The 18,120-nt window shown below is 66.3% G+C and carries 20 protein-coding genes and 1 pseudogene; 14 read left to right on the top strand and 7 right to left on the bottom strand.

Annotation, left to right across the window (positions count from 1 at the left end; all coding sequences use genetic code 11):
- Window positions 1-64 precede the first annotated feature (64 nt).
- Complete coding sequence (locus tag ACT2FV_RS15255) at window positions 65-379, top strand: hypothetical protein (protein ID WP_124904239.1); 315 nt, start codon at window positions 65-67, stop codon at window positions 377-379.
- A 103-nt stretch (window positions 380-482) separates the two neighbouring features.
- Here ACT2FV_RS15255 and wrbA read toward each other — a convergent pair whose 3' ends face one another.
- Both wrbA and ACT2FV_RS15245 read right to left on the bottom strand, forming a co-directional pair.
- Window positions 483-1,085 carry an NAD(P)H:quinone oxidoreductase gene (wrbA, locus tag ACT2FV_RS15250; RefSeq protein ID WP_059600705.1) on the bottom strand — a complete coding sequence of 201 codons (603 nt, stop codon included), beginning with the start codon at window positions 1,083-1,085 and terminating at the stop codon, window positions 483-485.
- A gap of 61 nt (window positions 1,086-1,146) precedes the next feature.
- Window positions 1,147-1,872 (bottom strand): pirin family protein, encoded by a 726-nt coding sequence (locus tag ACT2FV_RS15245; RefSeq protein ID WP_059600702.1) that lies wholly within the window; start codon window positions 1,870-1,872, stop codon window positions 1,147-1,149.
- Window positions 1,873-1,999: 127 nt separating this feature from the next.
- Between ACT2FV_RS15245 and ACT2FV_RS15240 the strand changes: the two genes are divergently transcribed.
- From ACT2FV_RS15240 to ACT2FV_RS15210, 7 genes are all read left to right on the top strand, one after another.
- On the top strand, window positions 2,000-2,884 hold the full coding sequence (locus ACT2FV_RS15240) for a LysR substrate-binding domain-containing protein (RefSeq protein WP_444504231.1): 885 nt from the start codon (window positions 2,000-2,002) through the stop codon (window positions 2,882-2,884).
- A gap of 460 nt (window positions 2,885-3,344) precedes the next feature.
- Window positions 3,345-4,328, top strand: a complete 984-nt coding sequence (locus tag ACT2FV_RS15235) for a lysozyme inhibitor LprI family protein (RefSeq protein ID WP_444504230.1) — start codon at window positions 3,345-3,347, stop codon at window positions 4,326-4,328.
- Window positions 4,329-4,645: 317 nt separating this feature from the next.
- Complete coding sequence (locus ACT2FV_RS15230; RefSeq protein ID WP_059449243.1) at window positions 4,646-5,059, top strand: DoxX family protein; 414 nt, start codon at window positions 4,646-4,648, stop codon at window positions 5,057-5,059.
- 163 nt (window positions 5,060-5,222) lie between these two features.
- Complete coding sequence (locus ACT2FV_RS15225; protein WP_444504229.1) at window positions 5,223-6,167, top strand: dTDP-4-dehydrorhamnose reductase family protein; 945 nt, start codon at window positions 5,223-5,225, stop codon at window positions 6,165-6,167.
- Between the two features lie 985 nt (window positions 6,168-7,152).
- Window positions 7,153-7,482: an H-NS histone family protein gene (locus ACT2FV_RS15220; protein WP_124629457.1), complete on the top strand. Its 330-nt coding sequence runs from the start codon at window positions 7,153-7,155 to the stop codon at window positions 7,480-7,482.
- A gap of 266 nt (window positions 7,483-7,748) precedes the next feature.
- Window positions 7,749-8,996: an MFS transporter gene (locus ACT2FV_RS15215; protein ID WP_444504228.1), complete on the top strand. Its 1,248-nt coding sequence runs from the start codon at window positions 7,749-7,751 to the stop codon at window positions 8,994-8,996.
- A gap of 77 nt (window positions 8,997-9,073) precedes the next feature.
- Window positions 9,074-9,640, top strand: coding sequence for an SLOG cluster 4 domain-containing protein (locus tag ACT2FV_RS15210; RefSeq protein WP_444504227.1), 567 nt, complete (start codon window positions 9,074-9,076; stop codon window positions 9,638-9,640).
- 43 nt (window positions 9,641-9,683) lie between these two features.
- Here the strand turns inward: ACT2FV_RS15210 and ACT2FV_RS15205 are convergent.
- The 3 genes and pseudogenes from ACT2FV_RS15205 to ACT2FV_RS15195 form a co-directional block, all read right to left on the bottom strand.
- Window positions 9,684-9,827 (bottom strand): annotated as a pseudogene (locus ACT2FV_RS15205) (polyamine ABC transporter substrate-binding protein); the annotation flags it as partial.
- Between the two features lie 211 nt (window positions 9,828-10,038).
- Window positions 10,039-10,731, bottom strand: a complete 693-nt coding sequence (locus ACT2FV_RS15200) for a pentapeptide repeat-containing protein (protein ID WP_059600681.1) — start codon at window positions 10,729-10,731, stop codon at window positions 10,039-10,041.
- Between the two features lie 84 nt (window positions 10,732-10,815).
- Window positions 10,816-11,442: a TetR/AcrR family transcriptional regulator gene (locus ACT2FV_RS15195; protein ID WP_444504226.1), complete on the bottom strand. Its 627-nt coding sequence runs from the start codon at window positions 11,440-11,442 to the stop codon at window positions 10,816-10,818.
- Between the two features lie 264 nt (window positions 11,443-11,706).
- On the opposite strand from ACT2FV_RS15195, the gene ACT2FV_RS15190 reads away from it, so the two are divergent.
- The gene (locus ACT2FV_RS15190; protein ID WP_151048040.1) at window positions 11,707-12,894 is read left to right on the top strand and encodes a beta-propeller fold lactonase family protein; all 1,188 of its coding nucleotides are present in this window, start codon (window positions 11,707-11,709) and stop codon (window positions 12,892-12,894) included.
- 168 nt (window positions 12,895-13,062) lie between these two features.
- Here the strand turns inward: ACT2FV_RS15190 and ACT2FV_RS15185 are convergent, their stop codons facing one another.
- Complete coding sequence (locus ACT2FV_RS15185) at window positions 13,063-13,821, bottom strand: hypothetical protein (protein ID WP_444504225.1); 759 nt, start codon at window positions 13,819-13,821, stop codon at window positions 13,063-13,065.
- 144 nt (window positions 13,822-13,965) lie between these two features.
- A complete protein-coding gene (locus ACT2FV_RS15180) occupies window positions 13,966-14,100 on the bottom strand; it encodes a hypothetical protein (protein ID WP_006750603.1) in 135 nt (44 codons plus the stop codon).
- A gap of 392 nt (window positions 14,101-14,492) precedes the next feature.
- Here ACT2FV_RS15180 and ACT2FV_RS15175 point away from each other — a divergent pair, with 392 nt between their 5' ends.
- The 5 genes from ACT2FV_RS15175 (at window position 14,493) to ACT2FV_RS15155 (ending at window position 18,056) form a co-directional block, all read left to right on the top strand.
- Complete coding sequence (locus ACT2FV_RS15175) at window positions 14,493-14,924, top strand: hypothetical protein (RefSeq protein WP_124629452.1); 432 nt, start codon at window positions 14,493-14,495, stop codon at window positions 14,922-14,924.
- 102 nt (window positions 14,925-15,026) lie between these two features.
- On the top strand, window positions 15,027-15,839 hold the full coding sequence (locus ACT2FV_RS15170; protein WP_444504224.1) for an alpha/beta fold hydrolase: 813 nt from the start codon (window positions 15,027-15,029) through the stop codon (window positions 15,837-15,839).
- Window positions 15,840-16,024: 185 nt separating this feature from the next.
- Window positions 16,025-17,194: a class C beta-lactamase gene (gene ampC / locus ACT2FV_RS15165; protein WP_444504223.1), complete on the top strand. Its 1,170-nt coding sequence runs from the start codon at window positions 16,025-16,027 to the stop codon at window positions 17,192-17,194.
- Between the two features lie 93 nt (window positions 17,195-17,287).
- A complete protein-coding gene (locus ACT2FV_RS15160) occupies window positions 17,288-17,641 on the top strand; it encodes a hypothetical protein (RefSeq protein WP_444504222.1) in 354 nt (117 codons plus the stop codon).
- 160 nt (window positions 17,642-17,801) lie between these two features.
- Entirely contained in the window at window positions 17,802-18,056 is a 255-nt protein-coding gene (locus tag ACT2FV_RS15155; RefSeq protein ID WP_059600841.1) for a hypothetical protein, read from the top strand.
- The last annotated feature ends 64 nt before the right edge of the window (window positions 18,057-18,120 follow it).

Here is an 18,120-nt window from a genome sequence, read left to right as displayed (position 1 = left end):
CGACGTCCGTCGTGTGCGTGCCGGCGTTCGACCCACAACCAACAATCGACAAGGAGATCCGGCCATGACGAAGTCTCGCGTGGTTTCGGTTGCAGTGGCAGTAACGGCGTCGTTCGGTCTGCTGTTGACCGCCGCGCCGGCGGCATACGCGCAGGATCCGGCGTCCGCACCGACGCAGAAGCAGCTCGACAAGGCGCAGAAGAAGGCAGCCCGCAAGGCGGCCCGCGCGCGCCACGCGAAGGACCTGAAGGCGATCGGCACGGGCACCGGCTACCGGCTGACCAACGATCAGAGCAACTATCCGCAGAACGCGGTCGAGAAGGCGCCCGCGACGAAGGCGGCGCCCGCTGCTCCCGCCGCGCCGGCATCGGGCCAGTAACGGCCGGCGTTCGCGCGACGGAAAACGGCGCCGGGTCGACCGGCGCCGTTCGTGCTCGTGCGCGCCGTGGTCCCGGGGCTTTCCGGGACGGACGGCACCCGCGTTACGACGCGAGTTTCGCGGCGAGTTCCGCGACGTGCTTGCCCTGGTAGCGCGCGATGTCGAGTTCGTTCGCGCTCGGCTGACGGCTGCCGTCCGCGCCCGCGAGCGTGGTCGCGCCGTACGGCGTGCCGCCCGTGATTTCGTTCATGTTGACGAGCCCGCTGCACGCATAGGGCACGCCCACGATCACCATCCCGTGGTGCAGGAGTGTCGTGTGGAACGACGTGATGGTCGTTTCCTGGCCGCCGTGCTGCGTGCCGGTCGATGCGAACACGCTGCCGATCTTGCCGACGAGCGCACCCTTCATCCACAGGCCGCCGGTCTGGTCGAGGAACGTGCGCATCTGGCCGGCCATGTTCCCGAAGCGGGTCGGCGTGCCGAAGATGATCGCGTCGTAGCCCGCGAGTTCGTCCACGGTGGCGACGGGTGCGGCCTGGTCGACCTTGACGCCGATCGCCTTCGCCTGGTCGACGGGAATGGTTTCAGGCACGCGCTTGAGCGTGACCTCGACGCCGGGCACCGATTTCGCGCCTTCCGCGACGTGCTGCGCCATCGTTTCGATGTGCCCGTAGGACGAGTAGTAGAGAACGAGTACCTTGGCCATGTTGCGAATCTCCGATTAAGAAGGCCCCGCGATCAGCGGGGCCCGATGTTCCGAACGGGCGTCATGCCCACTCGGCCGTCACTTCGACCGGACGCAGGTCGAATACCAGCACTTCGGCATCCTTGCCGTCCGCGAACGTCAGCACCTGCTCGTCGCGGATACGTGCGCCGTCGCCTTCGCCGAGCGTCACGCCGTTGACCGTCACGCTGCCGCGTGCGACATGCACGTAGGCGAAGCGGTCCGGTGCGAGTTCGAGCGTTGCGCGTTCATCGCCGTCGAACAGGCCCGCGTAGATCCGCGTGTCCTGGCGGATCTTCAGCGAACCGCCGTTTCCGTCGGGCGACACGATCGGCGTGAGCTTGCCGCGCTTGTCCTCTGCCGCGACGTTCGTCTGCTGATAGCGCGGCTCGGCACCTTTCTCGGCCGGCCCGACCCAGATCTGCAGGAAGTGGACGGGTGTCTCGTGCGAGTGGTTGAACTCGCTGTGACGCACGCCGGTGCCCGCGCTCATCAGCTGGACGTCGCCCGGCACGATCACCGATCCGGTGCCCATCGAATCCTTGTGCTCCAGCGCGCCATCGAGCACGTACGACAGGATTTCCATGTCGCGGTGCGGGTGCGTGCCGAAGCCGCGGCCCGGCGCGACGCGGTCGTCGTTGATCACCAGCAGGTCGGAGAAGCCGACTTGCTTCGGATCGTAGTAATTCGCGAAAGAAAACGTGTGACGGGAGCTGAGCCAGCCATGCTCGGCACGGCCACGTTGGTTTGCTGCACGAGTCTCGATCATGATTTTTTCCTGGATGTCGCCGGACCTCGGAAGTGGGGCCGGCCGTTCGTTGAGATGAATCTTAGGTCAATCGATTTGACAAATAAATGGCTGTAGAGATAATGACTGTCACTTTGGAGTGGACAATATGGAACTCAACGACCTGAGGATCTTCGTTGCGACTGTCGATGCGGGCAGCTTCACGGCGGCGGCCGATCAACTCATGCTGTCCAAGCAGTTCGTGAGCCGGCGCACGATGGCGCTCGAGGCAGCGCTCGGCGTGCGCTTGCTGCATCGCAATACGCGCAATCTCGCGGTCACGGAATCGGGGCAGGAGTTCTATGCGCGCGCGCAGCGGATCCTCGCCGAGGTCGCCGACGCCGAGCAGGCGATGTCGGTGCGCAGCACCGAGTTGCACGGCTCGCTGAAGATCAGCGCGCCGCTGTCGTTCGGGATCACGCACGTGTCGCCGCTGATCGCCGAATTTCTGTCCGCGCATCCGGCCGTGCGGCTCAACGTCGACCTGACCGACCGGCGTGTCGACCTGATCGGCGAGGGCTTCGATCTCGTGCTGCGGATCGGCACGCTCGAGGATTCGACGCTGATCGCGCGCCCGCTCGCCGCGTGGGAGATGATCGCGTGCGCGAGCCCCGCATACCTGAAGCGGCAGGGCACGCCCGCGACGCCGGCCGACCTCGCCGGCCACACATGTCTGATGTATGGGCGCGAGCGGCGCGTCGGCTGGGAATTCCGGGTCGACGGCGCGGCGCGCACGTTCGACGTGCAGGGGCCGCTCGTCGCGAACAACGGCGAAGTCGTGCGCGACGCGGCGATCGCGGGGCTCGGCATCGCGCTGCTGCCGCATTTCATCGTCGGCGCGGCGCTCGACAGCGGCGCGCTCGTGCCGGTGCTCGACGCGTATGCGCCGTCGCCGATCACGCTGAATGCGGTGTTTCCACAACACCGGGAAGGGTTCGTCACGCTGCGCACCTTCATCGGGTTTCTGGCGGAGCGGTTGGGCGCGCGGAGGTAGCGGGCGCGGTGTGCGTCGGGTGGCGTTTTTTTTGACCCGACGAAGGAGACGTTGCGCGCGCGGTGGGAGTCGCGACGGCTTCCGTCGAGCGGCATGGCGAGTGGCGTGAGCTCGTCGGCGGGCGGCATGCGGGCCCGCGCGTGGAGCGCGGCGATGGTCTCGTTTCGGCGCTCGTGTGCCGGTGTCGGATGGTTTTCCATTCGCTCGCGCGCGGCGCCGCGCGACGATTGATCGGCGGCGCGCATTCGCGTTAGGCTTCGCCGGGGGCGACGGCCGGCAGTGCATGCCGGGCCGGGTGTTTTTACCGCGAATCGCATCGAGCACGTAGCTTCTACTCACCGCCATTCACGACGAGTCCAGTCCAATGACAATGAAGAATCGATCGAATGCTCGCGCGGGCGAGCGAGGGCAAGCCACGCTTCACCGCCGGCATGCGCGGCGTGCGAATCTGCGATCCGTCATGATGTTTGCAGTGCTCACGATCTCGTCGATGGCCGCGCATGCGGCCGGCTTCGATTGCGCGAAAGCCGCTTCGCCGACCGAAAAGGCCATCTGTGCGGACGCCGGGCTGTCGTCGCTCGACGGCGAACTGGCGGCTGCGTGGAAGAAGGCGCTCGCGAAAGGCGGCGATACGGCCGCGCTGAAGGCCGCGCAGCTGAAATGGCTCAAACAGCGCGATCGCTGCGGCAACGATGCGCCGTGCCTCGGCGACCGCTATCGCGAGCGGCTCGCGAGCCTGAACGGCACACCGCTTGCCCCCGATCGGTGGCAGCAGACGTGGCATCGCGACAGCGCGAACCCGTCGTTCGGCGGCGTGCTGACGTTCACCGGCACGGCACCGCGTCTTCACTTCGAATTGGGCGGCAACAACGGCGCGAATACCGGCGGTCTCAGCGGCGATATCGAACTGCACGGCGACAGCGGCACGTTTCGCCAGGATCGATGCCGGCTCGATTTCAGCCGCAAGGGCGGGCGCGTGCAGGTCGCGCAGCAGGGCGGCGATGCCGATTGCGGCGCCGGCGCGGGCGTCGTGTATTCGGGCGACTACGTGACGGCGTCGAAGGCGCAGGCGAGTCAGGCGCCGGATCTCGTGACCCTGAAGGTGCTGGCCGATGCGCGGGAGAACGCGATCGCGCACAAGCTGCTCGGCGCCGATTATCAGACGCTCGTCGACACGGTCAATTCCAGCGCGGACGAACAGGATCTCGACGGCCTGAATGCCGGCGTGAAGTCGTACTGGGTACGCGGCATCGCGACGACGAACGCCGCGATCGTGATGCGCCGGGGCACCGATCTGTGGATCGGTCTGCTCGTGTTCGATGCGCAAGACAAGGTGCGGATGCGCTATTACACCAGCGTGCCGGCGTGGAAAAAGACCGTGCCGAAGACCATTCGCGCATGGCACGACAATCTCGACAAGACGCTGCCGGTCGATTTGATGTGATCCGGCAGGCTGGCGCGCCGGCCGATGTGCCCGGCCGCAATAATGTGTTTGTTGCGTGACAATTGTCCACTACATAGCGACAGCCAATCTTGTTTCGGCGGATTGATGATTTCCGGTGAGACAGTAGACTGCACCCGTGCTTCGCCAGAACCGCACCGCAGCGCGCCATGACGGCGCGACCGGACGGATTCTTCGGCAGCGGGCCGGCCGGCCCGCAGTTCGATCGTGCGAGGCGGGTTCGTTGCCGATCCGTGGGTTCGCCGTTGCGGCGGCCATCGGCACCGAATGCGTCAAACCGTCAATTCAAGGTGATTGCTATGCGTTACGTTTCGCTGGAGTCGAAGAAGGACGAGCTGCTGCTGGCGGCTCGCGTGCTGATGATGATCCTGTTCGTGCTGTTCGGCTGGCAGAAGCTGAACGGCTTCTCGGGCACGGTCGCGTACATGGCATCGACGGGCGCACCATCGCCCGAGCTGTCGGCGGTGATCGCGGTGGCGGTCGAGCTGGTCGGCGGCGCGCTGATCGCGGTCGGGTTCTATACGCGTCCGCTCGCGCTGGTGTTCGCGGTCTATACGCTCGCGACCGCGTTGATCGGGCATCGCTACTGGGCGCTGCAGGGCATGGACCAATACCTCGCGATGATCAACTTCTACAAGAACATCAGCATCATCGGCGGCCTGCTGTTGCTCGCGGTGAGCGGGCCGGGGCGCTATTCGTTCGACCGGAAGTAAGCGGGCGCGAGGCTTGGTGCCGCACGACGGGCCCGGTGCGCGGAATCGCGCACCGGGCCTTGTTTTCATCGATCGCACGTCATCGACGTGCGATCGAAATCGACATCGGCCGCATGTTCTCGTATAGATTGGGGGCCCTCATCCCCTTTCATCGTTGGCTACCGTGTCGCATCCGACCATCCTCCTCATCGGCGCGTCCGGCCTGCTCGGCCGCGCGGTTGCCGCATCGCTGTCCCGCGAATCGTCGCTGACGCCGATCGGAACGATCCGCAATCCGGACACCGCGGGCGCACGGCGGCTCGCTTTGCCGCCGGAAAACGTCGTCCGGCTCGACGCGCTCGATCAGCCGGCGCTCGAACACCTCTTTGCAACCCGTCGCCCGGCCGCCGTAATCATCTGCGCCGCCGAACGTCGCCCGGACGTCTGTGAACGCGACCCCGCGGCCGCGCGCGCGATCAACGTCGACGCACCGGCCCGCATCGGCGCGCTCGCCGCGCGCTACGGCGCGTGGACGCTCGGCATCTCCACCGACTACGTATTTGACGGCAAGGCTGCGCCGTACCGCGAAGACGCCGCGCCGAACCCGCTGAACATCTACGGCCGTACCAAGCTGGAAGGCGAGGCCGCATTGCTCGCCGCGTCGCCGCTTGCCTGCGTGCTGCGGCTGCCGTTGCTCTACGGCCCGATTGTCGACTGGCGCGAGTCGGCCGTCACGAGCCTCGCGCCGGCGATCGTCGCGTCCGCGCGACCGGGCGCGGACGCAGTCGGGATGGACGCATGGGCGATCCGCTATCCGACCTACACGCCCGACGTCGCGGCGGTCATCCGCGACCTGACGCTGCGCCATCTCGCGGGCTCGCCCGTCACGGGCATCCGTCATTGGTCGGGCGAGGAGCCGATGACGAAGTACGACATCGCGCAGCGGATCGCGGCCGCGCTCGGCGTCGACGCGGCGCTTGCGCCGATCGACACGCCGGCCGATGCGACGCCGCGTCCGTACAATTGCCACCTGGATGCATCGCGCGTGCGCGCACTCGGGATCGATCATGCGACGCCGTTCGCGACAGGGCTGCAAGCCGTGCTGCGCGACGCGCCGCGGCTGCCGTAAGCGCGTCGGGTTGCATGGTGTGGCGTCGCACCGCGATGCCGCGACGCTTAGCAGCGGCCGCTCATCGCCGGTGCAAGGCAAGACACGCCACCGCTCGACATTCCCGTTTGGCGGGAAGCGTCGGGGCCGCGTGGCGGTGCGTCCGCTTCGCCGATGCCCTGACGCATTCGAAAAATCACGAGAGCAAGAGAGGGCCCATCGTGACGTGTCTTCGTCTCGGATGCGATCGCGCGTGCGACCTCGCGCGTGCCCGCTCCGGGCGAGGCCGACAGCTTTCTTGCCGCGTCGCCCGGAGAAGTGGAACGTTACGTCATCCATATCGATGTCGACACGTTCCTTGCGTTGCGACTCGACGAGCACGGATTTTCCGCAGCCGGATTCACAAGACTGCGAACCGCGTGCGACCGTCTTCGGTCCGCGCCGACAATGCAACCCGGGCGACGATGCTGAATGACATGGCCGACGTCGGTGTGTCGCCGATCGCGTTCAGCGAACCGATCGCGCGGCGGGTACCCGTGTCTCGCGCTCGACTGGCTGTCCGACCGCTAGCGAGTCGATGCGCGCGGCAGCGGCTCTCCGCTGCATCCACTACACGCGCGCGTGCAGCTTCGGCACGCAAACCGTCGCACCGGCGTCGACGCTCGCCGGCTGGCGCAGGCAAGTGTGCGCCGGACCGCAAAAGTCCTCGAACATGACGGATGCGCACTGCTATCATTCGCGCCATGCCGCGCCTGTGCCCGGGTGCGGCGCCAGGTAGCGAGGAGGTCGCCACCGATGGCTCGCCGCGCGCTCGGACGCGGCGCGTCATATGTTGCGTGCCGATCCCGTGCGGTTTTCGACGACGGCGTGGCGTTCGGCACACTTCGAAAATCTTACAGGTCCAGGCCAACGAGTCACATATCGCAACACCGATTGACGGAACTTCGTGATAGGTTCGGCCATCGGAGGTTTTTTGAATAAAAACATGCCCAAAGAGGATGAATACATGACCCAGGCTCTGCGGGATCTCGAAGCACAACTTCGGGACCTGAACATCAAGCTGTCGGAAGCCAAGCAGAAGGAGAAGCAAGCCGCGCTCGCGGCATTCAAGGAGCAGGTCGAGTTGTTGGGCATCTCGCAGCAGGAAGTGCTGAGCGCCCTCGGCTACATCGTCCAGCGAAAACGCAAGGCGCCAGCCAAGTATTACGATCCGACGACCGGCCGTTCGTGGTCGGGCCGTGGCCCGCGACCCAAATGGCTCGAAGGCAAGGATATCGATACGCTGCTCGTCGATCGCGAAGCCAAGACCTGGTGGCCCGGCGACGATCAGGGCTGAGGCTGCACTGCACCGGCACCGCCCCGGTGTCGTTCGACCCGCGCCGGAGGCGACGTCGGCCTCGCAACACCCGCTTCATCGCGTTCTTTTGGTGTCCCGCCTGACTGCGGGATCGCCGGCTTCAATATCTTTCAAATTCATTTCATGCGCTGCCTGCTTCCATTCCCGGAAGCGGGCAGCGCGGCGCTTTCCGCGTGCGCGTCCGGCGCCCGTCATGCGCGGGAACAGGCTTTAGAATGTCGCCCGGACATTTCCGGCAGGACACCATGGCAGCAAACATGAAATCTTCGGCGCTTGGCGATCCGGCGGCGCCGCGCGACGAGCAGGTCGGGGCGTACGCGTGGAAGGCGCTGGCCGGTTCGGCGATCGGCTATGCGATGGACGGCTTCGACCTGCTGATCCTCGGCTTCATGCTGCCGGCGATCACGGCGGCATTGCAGCTGACGCCCGGGCAGGGCGGCGCGCTTGTCACGTGGACGCTGATCGGCGCCGTCGCGGGCGGCATTCTGTTCGGTGCCCTGAGCGATCGTTACGGCCGCGTGCGCGTACTGACCTGGACGATCATGCTGTTCGCGGTCTTCACCGGCCTGTGCGCGTTCGCTCAGGGTTTCCGGGATCTGCTCGTGTATCGGACCATCGCGGGCATCGGCCTCGGCGGCGAGTTCGGAATTGGCATGGCGCTCGCGGCCGAAGCGTGGCCGGCCAGCAAGCGGGCACGCGTCTCGTGCTACGTCGCGCTCGGCTGGCAGGCCGGCGTGCTGCTCGCCGCGCTGCTGACGCCAATGCTGCTGCTCCATGTCGGCTGGCGCGGGATGTTCGTGGTCGGCGTGCTGCCCGCGCTACTCGCGTGGATGCTGCGCAACCGGCTGCACGAGCCGGAAGTCTTCGTGCAGCGCGCGACGCGGCCGCGCGCCAACGCGTTCCGGATGCTCGTCGCCGACGCCCGCACCGCGCGCACGAGTCTCGGCATCGTGATCCTGTGCTCGGTCCAGAACTTCGGCTACTACGGGATCATGATCTGGCTGCCGACCTTTCTGTCGAAGCAGATGGGCTTCTCGCTGACGAAGTCGGGGTTATGGACGGCGGCGACCGTCGTCGGGATGATGATCGGCGTCTGGGTGTTCGGGCAGCTCGCCGATCGCATCGGCCGCAAGCCGACGTTCCTGCTGTACCAGCTCGGTTCGGTCGTGACGGTCATCGTATACGCGCGGCTGTCGGACCCGACGGCGATGCTGTGGGCCGGCGCGCTGATGGGGATGTTCGTCAACGGGATGGTCGGCGGCTACGGCACGCTGATGTCCGAAGGCTATCCGACCGCCGCGCGCGCGACCGCGCAGAACGTGCTGTGGAACATCGGCCGCGCGGTCGGCGGCTTCGGGCCGGTGGCGGTTGGCGCGCTGGCCACGCACTACTCGTACCAGACGGCGATCGCGCTGCTCGCCGGCCTCTACGTGCTCGACATGGTCGCGACGCTGTTCCTGATCCCGGAACTCAAGGGCGTCGAACTCGAATGATGCTGCGCGGCGCGCGCCGGGTTTCGCGACCCGGCGCCACGGCACGGTTCAATTCAATTTCATCACCGGAACTCACGATGCAACGCAACAACCGAACGATCGGCGTGATGGGCTCGGGCAAGGAACCATGGCTCACGTTTTCCGAGCCGCTCGGCGCATGGCTCGCGCAGGCCGGCTTCAACCTGCTGACGGGTGGCGGCCAGGGCGTGATGCTGGCAGTCGCGCGCGCATTCGTCGGCGTGCCGGGGCGGGCCGGCCGGTCGATCGGCATCGTGCCGACGCAGGCCGATCCGCACGCGGGCTTCGTGCCGCTCGACGGCTATCCGCATCCGTTCGTCGAGATCCCGATCCTCACGCCGCTGCCGCGCCGCGAACCGGGCGCCGATCCGCATACCATCAACCGGAACTACGTGAACGTGCTGAGCAGCGACCTGATCGTCGCGCTGCCCGGCGGGCACGGGACGGCTGAGGAGATCGCGCTCGCGCAGCGCTGGCGCAAGCCGCTCATCTGCCTCGGGCCGGACGGCGAGTTTCGGGAACGCGCCGCGGGCGCGACGTGCACGTCGTCGCTCGACGACGTGATCCGGTTCATCGACGTAACGTTCGCTGCGGCGTTGCCGCATGCGGAGCGGGCGCAGGGATAGTGGCCGTGGCTGTCCCGCCGTTGTCTGACGCGAGCTGCCCCCGTCAGCGCCCGGTCTTCAGTTGCGCACACAACCGGTTCTGGAGCCGGCGAATCTCGGGCCGCATCGGCTTGAGCAGCGTCATCTTGCTCAGTACCTCGTCGGCCGGATAGACCGACGGATCGCGCGCGATCGCGGGCTTCACGAAGGATGTCTCCGGATTTTCCCTAGTCATTCGAGTGCCGATGGGTTCGGTCGGCGAATACGAGCGCACGGGTCGTGGGTGACGTGCGCCGGTCGGATTGCCGCTGACGTGATGAGAATATTCGACAGATTGCCGGGCGGCATTTGCCGCATGCGCGGCTCGCGAGCGAAGTCGCGAATATCGACCGCGACGCGAAGAAATGCGTGTGCAGTCGTCAAGCGACCCGGATCCCCAGATTCTCGATCAGCATCGCGGCCTGGTCATACGAGATGGTCGCGCCGCGCAGCACGCCCGACGCGAGCAGCTTCGGCGTGCCGCCGAGCTCCACGTCGCGCAGGTCGGCGCCATCGAACCGGACGTCGTTCAGATGCGCGTTGCGCAGGCTGCCGCCTTCGAACACGGCGTCGCGAAAGTCCGTGCCGGCGAGATCGGCATCCGAGAAGTCGAGCGCCACGAGCCGCGTCTTCCGGAACGAGAAACGTCGCAGGCTCGCGCCGACCAGCAGCGTGTTCGAGAATTCGATGCCGAGCGACTTGCATTCCTCGAAGTCGGCGCCGGTGAGCCTGCATTCGTCGAAGCGTGCGGAGCCGAGCTTGCTGCGGCGCCAGCTCGTGTTGTTGAGATCGCAGGACTGAAACTGCGCGTCCTCGAGATCGGCCGACGCGAAGCTCGCCTGGCGCGCGCGGCAGCGAATCCACGCGGTCTGCGCGAGCGTCGCGCCGACGAACGACGCTTCCGCGAGCGCGCAGCGCTCGAACCGCACGCCGCGCAAATCGAGCCGCGACAGGTCCGCGCCTTCGAGGTCGCAGTCTTCGAGACGAATCGGCGCGGGCGAGCCTTCGACGAGAAGCAGCAGGTCGGCGCGATCGAGTGTTCGGCCGGAGACGGAAGCTCCGCAGGTCGTCATGGGGAAATCCAGTGTGAGTTGAAAGGTACGTGGCCGGTATCGGATGGCATCGGCCGGGTTGCGCGACATCGCGCGCGCTGCCGTTCAGCGTGCCGCCTTTATCCTGGCCGCGGCCGGCTCGCGCCGGAACGTCCACAGGATGCGCATCTGCGCGCGCATTGCCTGCTCGTCCGCCGGAATCAGGGAGTACGCCAGCGCGATGCGGCTGATCAGCGCGATGACGTCGTCAAGTGCGGGCACCTGCGCGCCGTGCAGGGCAGCGTATTCGCGGTACGGCTGTTCCAGCACGCGTTGCCACATCGGCGCGACGTTCTCGACGATGTAGCCGAACACTTCCGTCGGGACGCTCGTGGCGAGATAGTTGTGGTGAAAGCCGCCGTGATGACGATCGCGGTAGCGCACCGCGAAGCACACGCTTTCCTCGCAATAGGCCTCGAAGTCGTGCTCGAAGCCGGTGAGCGCGCGCTGCATCTCGTCGAAGAAAGCGGCATTCTCGACGCCGATCACGCCCTGGATCAGTTCCTTCTTCGTGCCGAAATAGCGGTACAGCGTGCGTCGAGAAATGTTCGCGCGACGTGCGACGTCGTCGATCGACAGACGGTCGATCCCGTGCTCGATCATCGCATCGAGCGTCGCGCGCAGGATTGCATTTCGCCCGTCGTTGACACTGTCCATCCTGCTGGCGTCGCCCCAGCGCAGTTGCCGATCCATCATTTTCCTCGATGCCGTGCGTTGCGCGGCGTGTGCCGGTGTGCCGACCGAATGCGTCGGTTTGGAATTCTCGCACACTTTGTCACAAATTAATTAGTCTGTGACATAGCGTTGGGCGCATCAACCCGCCCGGCGCATTCTTGAGCGGCGGGCGCGAGACGCCGGATTCGCGCGCTTTCGTGCATCATACGGTTGCATCGGCCCGTCGAGCAGCAGGGCCGTGCGAATCATTGCGTCCGCAACCGATCCGGAGAACCGACCGCCATGCATTCGAATCTCTTTCGCCTTCGTCGCGCCCGCCTGCTCGCCGCGCTGACGCTCGTCACCACTGCCGTCGCCGCGCACGCGGCCGACTGGATCGTGTCCGGCAACGACGGCAAGTACCAGCGCGTCGAAGGGCGCGATACCTATCTCGCGTCACCGCCCGCCGACACGCTGACGCTGCTCGACGCGAGCGTATTTCCGCCGAAGGTCGCGTTGCAGGTCGATGTCGAGAACGGCATCCAGGGGCCGCCGCAGGCCGTCGCGATCGCGCCGGGCGCAAAGCTCGCGCTGGTCGGCGCGCCGACGCGCTACGACATGAACGCGAAGCAGCTCGTGTACGACACGTTCCTGCAGGTCGTGGACCTCGATGCGTCGCCGCCGGCGATCACGCGTATCGAACTCGGCACGCACCCGCAGGGGGTCGTGATCGACCGATCGGGCCGGCTCGCGCTGGTGGCGAACCTCGACGGCAGCGTGTCGATCCTGCGGATCGACGGGACGCAGGTGACGCTCGACGGCAACCTGAAGATCGGCAAGAAGCGGCTCGCGGGGATCAGCTTCACGCACGATGGCAAGCATGCGCTCGTGTCGCTGCGCGACGAGCAGGGCGTCGCGGTGCTGAACGTCGACGACGGCAAGGTGACCGACAGCGGCACACGACTGAGCACGGGCGTCGCGCCCTATACGATCGACGTGTCGAGCGACAATCGCTGGGCCGTCGTCAGCAACGTCGGCCTCGCGGGGCTGCCGGGCTACACGGGCACGCTCGCGGGCGATGCGGATTCGGTCGCGCTGATCGACGTGTCGCGCACGCCGTTCCGCACGGTCCAGTACCTGACGGTGCCGTCGCTGCCGGAGGGCGTCGCGATCTCGCCGAACGGGAAGTGGATCGCCGTGCAGGCGATGGACGGCTCGAACCTGACGGCCGACAACCCGGGCCGCCGCAAGCTCGGCAAGGTGGTGCTGTTCGAGATCCGCGACGGTCGTGCGGTGCAGACGAGTGAAGTGCCGGGCGGCGAAGCCGCGCAGGGCATCGCGTTTACCGCCGATAGCCGGCACGTGATCGTGCAGTTCAACGTCGAGCGCCAGCTCGCGCTGTATGCGGTCGAAGGCGGCAAGCTGCGCGACACGGGCAAGCGCATTGCGCTGTCGGGCGGGCCGTCGTCGTTGAGGACGTTGCCGCGGTAATGTGTTGAAGCGTTGACGGGCTGGTCGATGCGCGCATCGACCAGCCCGGGATGCGGGGCTGCGCACGCAGCTCGACGCTGCGGCGCTGGCGGCGGTCAGCCGCCTTCCGCAAGCCGGACGGCTCGCGCCGCTACGCGTCGCGCAGCGCCAGCCGTTCGCGCCCGCGGGTCATTGACCGAGCAACGCCGGCAGGTTGCCTTCATAAAGATGAACGCCCACGTGGACGGTCTTGAACCACGAACACGCATACAGCTTGCCTCCGCACATCCGCCATTTCCTGCAGAAAGACAGATCCTCCGACAGCGAGCGACCGTCGGGTTCCCTCAGGAATTCGAAATGCTCGTACATGGTGGTCGAATTCGGCGACAGGTTTTGATAGCTCGGCGGGAACTTGACCTTCGTCTCGGGAAAAGCTTGCGCCATCTTCTCGAACACGCCGCGCGCGATCATCATCAGACCGGCGCCGCCCGAGTGGATTTCGGAAACCGAATCGAGCTGGATCCGGGGCGCGGAACCGTCCACCGCATACACGGTCTGGCTGTAATCGGAGCTGAACAAGGCGAGCCGTTCTGGCGGTGCCGACGGATCCGAGCGCGCGGCCTCGGCGACCGCCGGCCAGTTGATGCTCTTGGACGGATACAGCCCGAGCATCACGTCGTGCTGCTGTTCGAACATCCGGATCACGTCGCTGCCGCGAAAGCCGATGTCCGCATCGATGAACATCATGTGCGACAGGCCGCTATGCAGGAAACGCTCGACCGCGACGTTTCGTTGCTGATGCAACAATGCGGTGCCGCTCACGTAGAAGTATTCGAACGCGAGGCCGGCACTCAGGCACGCACGCTGAAGCTCCAGCAACCCGTTCACGTAGGGCAGATAGCACATGCCACCGTAAGCGGGCGTGGCGACGAAAATGCCTTGTTTCATGGTCGGATGGCGGTCGTGGGTGATTGCCGTGTTCGCACTGCGCGAGGATGACGATTCCGACCAGCATCTTACGCTGCGTCACGGCCCGCCGGTCGGCATTTTTCAGCGTAGCGGCAAATCGCGTCGCTGCACGCGCCGTCGCCGTTACGGACGCAACAGGTCGAATCCGCCGAATACGACCACGCCGCTAAGTGCAATCATCGCGACCGAATGCTGGCCGAAATAGAGAATCGCGGCAGCGAGCCACGTGGTCAGGCAGAAGGCGCCGATGCGGGCCATCGTGAGTTCCTCGAAATGCGTGATGAAGGGCGTGCGTGCCGGAGTCGGCGCGTCGTCATGTCGATGCGGGCGCGGGGCTCGCGCATCGACGGCGCCGGAGGGCATCGCGTATCGGGCCCGACCGGGCCGGGCGCTAACGCGGGGGTAGCCCGCGAGGCCTTGCCGGAAGCAGTCGGTGTGCTGCGGCAGCAGGCCAGCGGGCGATTTTACCAGCGTCGACGGTCGGCTAATCTGGCCCCTTCGCGACAATCGACCGTACGCGCTTGGCAACCGCCGCTTCAAGGCACTTCGGAGGTCGGGGCTAAAGTTTTATCTGACGAATACCGTAAACAAGTTGCAAGGTATTCCCTGTTCAACCAACCCGAGTTGCACACTCATTACGGACCGACACGATGCAGATCGATCTTTCTTCCGCCGCTCAGACTTCGCTTGCCACCGGTCAGGCGACTGCCAACCCGTCCGGCACCGGTGCCGCGCCGACGGCGACTTCCACCGCGTCGTCGTCGACGGGCAGTGCCGCGCCGGCCGGCGGCGCGGGGCAGACGCCGGGCGCGTCGGGATCCTCGGCCGCGGATCCCGCAGTCACGCAGCTCAAGCAACTCATCGAGCGCTTGCAGAAACAGCTTGCGCAAGTGCAGCAGCAAATGGCGGCCGCCGCGCAGCGCGCGAAGAACGATCCGGCCGCGGCGATCGAGCAGCAGACGCTGAGCGCGGAAGCCAGCACGATTTCCGCCGCGCTGTCGACGGCGATCGCGCAGCTCGCGCAGGCGATCCAGAAGTCGGGCGGCTCGACGTCCGGCGGGCTGGTGTCGACGCAGGCCTGACGGCACGGCGCCGCATCGTCCCGCCGCGCGCGCACGCGTCGCGGCACGCTACCCCGCGCATTACAATCCGAAGCTCGTCTCCCTCGAAAGGACGGCAGAACGATGAATGCGGAATTCACCGACGACGATCTCGTCCGCTTCGACGCGCAAGGCGGCACGCCGCTGCCGGCGGCCGACACCGAAGGATGGCTGGACCACGACGGCGCGCGCATCTGGCACGCGTCGTTCGGCCATGGCGCGCCGGTCGTGCTGCTGCACGGCGGCCTCGGTCACGGCGGCAACTGGGGTAACCAGGTGCCGGCATTGCTCGCGGCCGGCTACCGCGCGATCGTGATCGACAGCCGCGGCCACGGTCGCAGCACGCGCGACGATCGCCCTTATTCCTACGAACGCATGGCCTCCGACGTGCTCGCGGTGCTCGATGCGCTGCGCATCGGGCGCGCACGCTTCGTCGGCTGGAGCGACGGCGCGTGCGTGTCGCTCGTGCTGGCTGCCCGCGCGCCGGCGCGTGCGGCGGGCGTGTTCTTCTTTGCGTGCAACATGGATCCGGGCGGCGCAAAGGAGATGGTGCCGGGCCCGCTGATCGACCGCTGCTTCGCGCGGCACCGCAAGGACTACGTGCGGCTGTCCGCGACGCCGTGCGAGTTCGATGCGTTCGTCGCGGCCGTCAGCGAAATGATGCGCACGCAACCGGATTACAGCGCGGCCGACCTCGCGGCGATCGCCGTGCCGGTCGCGATCGTGCAGGGCGAGCACGACGAATTCATCCGCCTCGACCATGCAGCGTATCTCGCACACACGATTCCGGGCGCGACGCTGACGATCCTGCCGGACGTGAGCCACTTCGCGCCGCTGCAGCGGCCGGCGAGCTTCAACACCGCGATGCTGGCATTTCTCGACCGGTTGCCGGACTGACGTCCGCATGGCCGGTTCACGCGCCGCATAAGATTTTCTTTAGGCTCGCGCAAAATTTCATCGATTGTTCGCAAGCAGCCTGCGGGCGATAGTCCTGCTCGACAGGCCGGCTGCCCACGGTCCTCGCGCGGCGCGGCCGGACCTGTTGTTCACGCAACCATCATAAAATCGAAGGAACCGCAATCATGCGATTCAACGCGATCCGCATCGCCGCGACCCTGTTCGTCGCCGCGTGCGCCGCTGCCATGGCTGGCCGCGCGGCCGCTGCCACGCAGGACGAAATTCACGACACCGTGACCCGCCACGTCGCGCCGCTGATGAAGCAGTTTGCCATTCCCGGCATGGCGATCGGCGTCGTCGTCGACGGCAAGCCTTATGTGTTCGACTACGGCGTGATGTCGACGCAAACCGGCAAGCCGGTGACCGGCGACACGCTGTTCGAGATCGGCTCCGTCAGCAAGACGCTGACCGCGACGCTTGCGGCGAACGCACAGGAAGGCGGCGAGCTGTCGCTCTCGGACCCGGCCGGCAAGTACCTCCCCGCGCTGCAGGGCAAGCCGTTCGGCGTCGTCACGCTGCTCAATCTCGGCACGCATACGCCCGGCGGAATGCCGCTGCAGGTGCCGGACAGCATCCGCGACGACGCGGACCTGATGCGTTATCTCGACGCGTGGCGGCCTGCGTACGCGCCGGGCACGCGTCGCACGTACTCGAACGTCGCGATCGGGATGCTCGGTTTTCTCACCGCGAAGGCGATGCATGAAGACTTCACAGTGCTGATGGAACAGCGGCTGTTCCCCGCGCTCGGGATGACGCATACCTACATCGACGTGCCCGCCGCACGCCAGGTTGATTATGCGCAGGGTTATACGCAGGACGGCAAGCCGATCCGGATGACCGGCGGCATGCTGTGGCAGCCTGCGTACGGCGTCAGGACGACGGCGGCCGACCTGCTGCGCTTCGTGCAGGCGAACATGGGGCTCGTCGAAACGTCGCCGCGGCTGCAGCGCGCGCTCGAACGCACGCATACCGGCTATTTCCGTGCGGGCCCGTTCACGCAGGACCTGATCTGGGAACAGTATCCGTATCCGGTCGCGTTGCCGACGCTGCTCGCGGGGAATGCCCCGCCGATGCTCCACAACGCGACACCTGCGACCGAACTCGAGCCGCCGCTCGCGCCGCGCGCGGACACGTGGATCAACAAGACGGGGTCGACCAACGGCTTCAGCGCCTATGTCGCGTTCGTTCCCGCGAAGCGGATCGCGATCGTGATGCTCGCGAACCGCAGCTTCCCGATCGAGGATCGCGTGAAGACCGCGTACGGGATCGTCGAGTCGCTGCACGGCAAGCCGTAACCTGAGTCGCGTCGGCCCGCGTGGTCCGGCAACTGGAGCGGACGAGTGCGCGAACCGCCGGCAGGCAAGGGCATGCGCGGCCGGTGCCGCTGAGTGGGTTCGGTCGCCGCACAGCGAGACGGGACCCGCGCTTCCTCTTACGCCCGTCCTTGCGACGATCGCCTTGATCTTGCTGCGCACGGTGCCGATCCGCTCGCCGTGCGTGCCGCTGCCGATGTCGGTCGTGATGGCCATTTCCGCACGCGTGAGCGTGCCTTGGATATCCGCATTCCCAGGTTGCCGCACGCGCCGCATCGCGCGGATGCGGTGCGATCGATTCCAGCAGTCATCCTCAATATTGTGGATGCCGTCGCAAGGCGGAGCATCTACGATCGTCAACGAAGGATCGTAGTGCGGATGCAACCGACGCGGCACAACGGCGACGTTTCGAAGGCTGCGTGGCAATGATCCGATGATATGAACTAAATCGTTGCGCGGATCGGCGGTGTTCTGACACAGAGCGCGCGTACCGTGACGGGAAGCGAGTACGACGTGTTCCCCGAAAAGACCATGCGGTGACGCGGCGATGACGACAGGCCAGGGCAGTGTTGCGGGGGGTATCGATCAGATGCTCACGAGAGACTATGTGGAGCGCGAGCTTTCTCATATCGAGAGAATGGTCGCGCTGCTGGAAAGCGATGCCGATAGCGGCGATGCGGCGATGCCGTGTGCGATGCGTGTGAGTCGTCCGAGTTACTGGCGCGGGCGGATCGAAGCGTTGCTGGCGATCCCCGACATGCCGCGCCATGTGACGGAACTCGCCAATGGCCTGCTCGCGAAGATCGACGGGATGGAGTCGCGCCTGGCGACGGTGAAACCCTGACCGAGTGGGCGCACGCCACGGATGGCGCGTAGCGCATCCGGCCTTTATCTACTATCGAGATAGT

It is taken from the genome of Burkholderia sp. PR2 (genome assembly GCF_052372875.1).
Lineage (GTDB): Bacteria > Pseudomonadota > Gammaproteobacteria > Burkholderiales > Burkholderiaceae > Burkholderia > Burkholderia diffusa.
Note: the sequence above shows the minus strand (reverse complement) of the source record. Positions and strands in the feature narration are given on the sequence as shown.

What these genes read in the sequence shown, in the direction of transcription:
- ampC (WP_444504223.1), top strand. Translation starts at nt 16,025, where the DNA reads ATGCGATTCAACGCGATCCGCATCGCCGCGACCCTGTTCGTCGCCGCG.
- wrbA (WP_059600705.1), bottom strand. Translation starts at nt 1,085, where the DNA reads ATGGCCAAGGTACTCGTTCTCTACTACTCGTCCTACGGGCACATCGAA.
- ACT2FV_RS15215 (WP_444504228.1), top strand. Translation starts at nt 7,749, where the DNA reads ATGGCAGCAAACATGAAATCTTCGGCGCTTGGCGATCCGGCGGCGCCG.
- ACT2FV_RS15245 (WP_059600702.1), bottom strand. Translation starts at nt 1,872, where the DNA reads ATGATCGAGACTCGTGCAGCAAACCAACGTGGCCGTGCCGAGCATGGC.
- ACT2FV_RS15255 (WP_124904239.1), top strand. Translation starts at nt 65, where the DNA reads ATGACGAAGTCTCGCGTGGTTTCGGTTGCAGTGGCAGTAACGGCGTCG.
- ACT2FV_RS15175 (WP_124629452.1), top strand. Translation starts at nt 14,493, where the DNA reads ATGCAGATCGATCTTTCTTCCGCCGCTCAGACTTCGCTTGCCACCGGT.
- ACT2FV_RS15210 (WP_444504227.1), top strand. Translation starts at nt 9,074, where the DNA reads ATGCAACGCAACAACCGAACGATCGGCGTGATGGGCTCGGGCAAGGAA.
- ACT2FV_RS15220 (WP_124629457.1), top strand. Translation starts at nt 7,153, where the DNA reads ATGACCCAGGCTCTGCGGGATCTCGAAGCACAACTTCGGGACCTGAAC.
- ACT2FV_RS15200 (WP_059600681.1), bottom strand. Translation starts at nt 10,731, where the DNA reads ATGACGACCTGCGGAGCTTCCGTCTCCGGCCGAACACTCGATCGCGCC.
- ACT2FV_RS15235 (WP_444504230.1), top strand. Translation starts at nt 3,345, where the DNA reads ATGATGTTTGCAGTGCTCACGATCTCGTCGATGGCCGCGCATGCGGCC.
- ACT2FV_RS15240 (WP_444504231.1), top strand. Translation starts at nt 2,000, where the DNA reads ATGGAACTCAACGACCTGAGGATCTTCGTTGCGACTGTCGATGCGGGC.
- ACT2FV_RS15230 (WP_059449243.1), top strand. Translation starts at nt 4,646, where the DNA reads ATGCGTTACGTTTCGCTGGAGTCGAAGAAGGACGAGCTGCTGCTGGCG.
- ACT2FV_RS15180 (WP_006750603.1), bottom strand. Translation starts at nt 14,100, where the DNA reads ATGGCCCGCATCGGCGCCTTCTGCCTGACCACGTGGCTCGCTGCCGCG.
- ACT2FV_RS15185 (WP_444504225.1), bottom strand. Translation starts at nt 13,821, where the DNA reads ATGAAACAAGGCATTTTCGTCGCCACGCCCGCTTACGGTGGCATGTGC.
- ACT2FV_RS15190 (WP_151048040.1), top strand. Translation starts at nt 11,707, where the DNA reads ATGCATTCGAATCTCTTTCGCCTTCGTCGCGCCCGCCTGCTCGCCGCG.
- ACT2FV_RS15170 (WP_444504224.1), top strand. Translation starts at nt 15,027, where the DNA reads ATGAATGCGGAATTCACCGACGACGATCTCGTCCGCTTCGACGCGCAA.
- ACT2FV_RS15155 (WP_059600841.1), top strand. Translation starts at nt 17,802, where the DNA reads ATGCTCACGAGAGACTATGTGGAGCGCGAGCTTTCTCATATCGAGAGA.
- ACT2FV_RS15195 (WP_444504226.1), bottom strand. Translation starts at nt 11,442, where the DNA reads ATGGATCGGCAACTGCGCTGGGGCGACGCCAGCAGGATGGACAGTGTC.